The sequence below is a fragment of the Dietzia sp. B44 genome (assembly GCF_014145245.1).
Classification (GTDB): domain Bacteria; phylum Actinomycetota; class Actinomycetes; order Mycobacteriales; family Mycobacteriaceae; genus Dietzia; species Dietzia natronolimnaea.
The window spans coordinates 1-3,472 of record NZ_JAALEF010000237.1; the positions used below are offsets into that span (position 1 = coordinate 1).

6 protein-coding genes are annotated in these 3,472 nt (G+C 70.8%); all 6 read left to right on the forward strand.

The features are described 5' to 3' along the window. The coding region (locus G6017_RS08660; protein WP_347237971.1) for a M20/M25/M40 family metallo-hydrolase at positions 1–184 on the forward strand (184 nt) is incomplete at its 5' end. A gap of 112 nt (positions 185–296) precedes the next feature. Further along, positions 297–1,097: an LOG family protein gene (locus G6017_RS08665; RefSeq protein ID WP_179525595.1), complete on the forward strand. Its 801-nt coding sequence runs from the start codon at positions 297–299 to the stop codon at positions 1,095–1,097. Continuing rightward, positions 1,097–1,651: an LOG family protein gene (locus tag G6017_RS08670; RefSeq protein ID WP_182610290.1), complete on the forward strand. Its 555-nt coding sequence runs from the start codon at positions 1,097–1,099 to the stop codon at positions 1,649–1,651. The genes G6017_RS08665 and G6017_RS08670 overlap by 1 nt, the downstream gene beginning before the upstream one ends. Before the next feature lie 68 nt (positions 1,652–1,719). Beyond that, complete coding sequence (folP, locus tag G6017_RS08675) at positions 1,720–2,532, forward strand: dihydropteroate synthase (protein WP_182610291.1); 813 nt, start codon at positions 1,720–1,722, stop codon at positions 2,530–2,532. 74 nt (positions 2,533–2,606) lie between these two features. Further along, positions 2,607–2,957 carry a DivIVA domain-containing protein gene (locus tag G6017_RS08680; protein WP_179525592.1) on the forward strand — a complete coding sequence of 117 codons (351 nt, stop codon included), beginning with the start codon at positions 2,607–2,609 and terminating at the stop codon, positions 2,955–2,957. Positions 2,958–3,048: 91 nt separating this feature from the next. Continuing rightward, positions 3,049–3,216 carry a DUF3117 domain-containing protein gene (locus G6017_RS08685; RefSeq protein ID WP_107747298.1) on the forward strand — a complete coding sequence of 56 codons (168 nt, stop codon included), beginning with the start codon at positions 3,049–3,051 and terminating at the stop codon, positions 3,214–3,216. The last annotated feature ends 256 nt before the right edge of the window (positions 3,217–3,472 follow it).

Genomic DNA, 3,472 nt, shown 5'->3' on the forward strand with positions numbered 1-3,472 from the left:
CGGACGGGTGCGGGCCAAGTACGGATGGACCGACGTGTCACGGTTCGCCGCCCTGGGCGTCCCGGCCGTCAATCTGGGTCCGGGCGACCCCGGCCTGGCGCACACACGGGACGAGCACTGCCCGGCCACCCAGATCACCGAGGTGGCCGAGGTGCTCCGCGCCTACCTCACCACCTCCGGCTGACCCCGACCCGACACGACCCGCGCCCGACACGGCCCGGACCTGATACGACCCCGGACCCCGCGAGCCCGGACATCACGAGCCCGGACCCCACCCCAGTAGGAGACCACCCCTGATGGCACCGAACGATTCAGTACACCTGCGCGGCCCGCTCCTCCTGCGACGGGACAAGGGCGGCGATCGCACGACCACCGACCAACGGCTGTTGGACACCAACCAGGACACCGACTGGTTGCACACCGACCCGTGGCGGGTCCTGCGCATCCAGAGCGAGTTCGTCAACGGGTTCGGCGCGCTCGCGGAGCTGCCCGACGCGGTGAGCGTATTCGGGTCCGCGCGGACCCGCCCGGGTGATCCCGCCTACGAACAGGCGGTGGAGCTGGGGCGGGCGCTCGCGGAGGCGGGTTACGCGGTGGTCACGGGCGGCGGACCGGGTCAGATGGAGGCGGCCAACAAGGGCGCGTGGGAGGCGGACGGTGAGTCCGTGGGCCTGGGGATCGAGCTGCCCATGGAACAGGGGATCAACCGCTGGGTGGACCTGGGGCTGCACTTCCGCTACTTCTTCGTCCGCAAGACGATGTTCGTCAAATACACGCAGGCGTTCGTCTGTACCCCGGGCGGCTTCGGCACCCTGGACGAGTTCTTCGAGGCCATCACCCTGGTCCAGACCGACAAGATCACCCGGTTCCCGATCGTCCTGCTGGGAGTGGATTTCTGGACCCCACTGGTGGACTGGATCCGGGGAACCCTGGTCGAGCAGGGGATGATCTCGGCGTCCGACCTCGACCTGTTCCTGGTCACCGACTCCGTGGCCGAGACGGTGGAGTACATCCGCGAGGCGCACCACCGGGCCGCGCTGACCGCCGAACAGCGTGAAGACCTGTACGGCGAGGAACACCGGGGGGTCGAGCGTTGATGGCACCGGTTCCCGGCCGTCGGGTCTGCATCTACTGCGCCTCCTCGACCCACGACCCCGGGCTGCTGCAGATCGCCACCGAGGTCGGCAACGGGATCGCCCGTCGTGGATGGTCTCTGGTCTCCGGTGGCGGCAACGTGTCCATGATGGGCGCGGTCGCCGAGGCGGCGCGGGACGGCGGAGCCCGGACCGTCGGCGTCATCCCCGAGGGGCTGCGGGTGCGTGAGGTGGCCGACACCGCTGCGGACGAGCTGGTGGTGGTCACCACGATGAGGGAACGCAAACGCGAGATGGAGGAGCGCTCGGACGCGTTCCTCACCCTGCCCGGGGGGATCGGCACGATGGAGGAGATGTTCGAGGTGTGGACGTCCGCCTCGCTCGGGTTCCATCACAAGCCGGTCGTGCTCTACGACCCGATCGGCTTCTACCGACCGCTGTTGGACTGGGTCGGCGGGCTCGTCGAGTCCGGGCTGGTCAAGCCGCAGGCGTTCGACAGCCTCGTGGTGTGTGACGACCTGGAGGCGGCGCTCGACGCCTGCGGAGGCCGGCGGTGACGCCACCGGGCGCGACGCCGCCTCCCACGCTCTGCGGGCGCCCCGTCCCGGTGGACCGACCTCTGGTGATGGCGATCGTCAACCGCACGCCGGACTCCTTCTACGACCGTGGAGCGTGCTTCACCGACGTGGCGGCGATGCACCGGGTCGACCGGTGCGTGGAGGACGGCGCGGACATCCTCGACATCGGTGGGGTCAAGGCCGGTCCCGGCGAGCTGGTGGACGCCCGGGAGGAGCTCCGGCGGGTGGTGCCCTTCATCGAGGCGGTCCGGGACAGACACCCGGGCGTGGTCATCTCCGTGGACACCTGGCGCGGCTCGGTCGCCCGCAGCGCCCTGTCCGCCGGCGCCGATCTGGTCAACGACACCTGGGCGGGGCACGATCCCGAGGTGCTGACCGCCGCCGGCGAGGCGGGGGCGGGGTTCGTGTGCTCCCACACCGGGGGTGCGGTCCCGCGCACCCGGCCCTTCCGGGTGGGATACCCCGACGTCGTCCTCGACGTGGTCTCGGAACTGTCCGCTGCCGCCGAACGGGCCCTCGCCGCCGGGGTCCCCGAGGACGGGATACTGGTCGACCCCACCCACGACTTCGGCAAGAACACCTTCCACGGTCTCGAGCTCCTGCGGCGGATGGACGAGATCGTGGCCCTCGGTCATCCCGTCCTGATGGCGCTGAGCAACAAGGACTTCATCGGCGAGACCCTGGACGCGGGAATCGACGACCGCGCCGAGGGCACCCTGGCGGCGACCTCCGTCGCGGCGATGATGGGCGCCCGCGTGTTCCGCACCCACGACGTGCGTGCGACGCGCCGCTCGGTGGAGATGGTGGCCTCCATCTTGGGAACCCGCCCACCTGCGCGAACGGTCCGCGGGCTCGCCTGACTCGGGCGGGTCCACCGCCGCGAGGCGTGTGCCAGACTGGAGGCCCGGCCCGGACCAGAGAGAGGCTCCCGCGCATGCTCACCATCGTCATCTATGTGGTGGTCACCCTGATCGTGGCGGCGGCGCTCTACGCCCTGTCGATCGTGGTCTTCGGCCGTTCGGAACCGCTGCCGGCGGTGGCGCGGGGACACACGGTCACGATGCTGCCCGAAGGGCCGCTCACCGGCGACGATCTGCGATCGGTCCGATTCGGGATGTCCGCGCGGGGGTACACGATGTCGGAGGTCGACTGGGCGCTCGAGGAGGCGGCGACGGAGATCGACAGGCTCCGCGCGCGACTCGCCGGGGAGGGAAACGTCGGGGAGTCCTCCGACGGGGCGGACCCAGAACGCGCTCCCGCGTCCGGGCACGGTGTGACGCGCTAGAATCGGCAACATCCACTCAGCGATACCGCACGTGGGCCCGGCCGTCCTCACAGGACGCGGCCCACTGCCAAGGACGAAGGGAATCGACCCGATGGCGGCTATGAAGCCCAGGACCGGTGACGGACCGATGGAAGCGGCCAAGGAGGGCCGCGGGATCGTCATGCGCGTCCCTCTCGAGGGTGGCGGACGCCTCGTCGTGGAGTTGACCCCCGACGAGGCGAAGTCGCTCGGCGCGGAGTTGACCCAGGCCATCTCCTGATCGTCCCCTGCGCTGGCGAATCGACGCACCCGGCCCACGCGGCGGGTGCGTCGATTCGGTTCCACGGAAGGTTCTCCCGATGTCCGAGGTCCCCTCGCGTCCACTCCCCACCGTTCGCGTAGCTCGCGGATCGGACCCCGCCACCGGATGGTCGCTGGTCACCCGGGCCCCGGAGGAGGGCCGACCCCTCCGCGGCCGCGCCGTGGAGGCGCGGACGAGCGCGGTCGACGGCCGGCCGGTGGTGGAGGTCGAGATC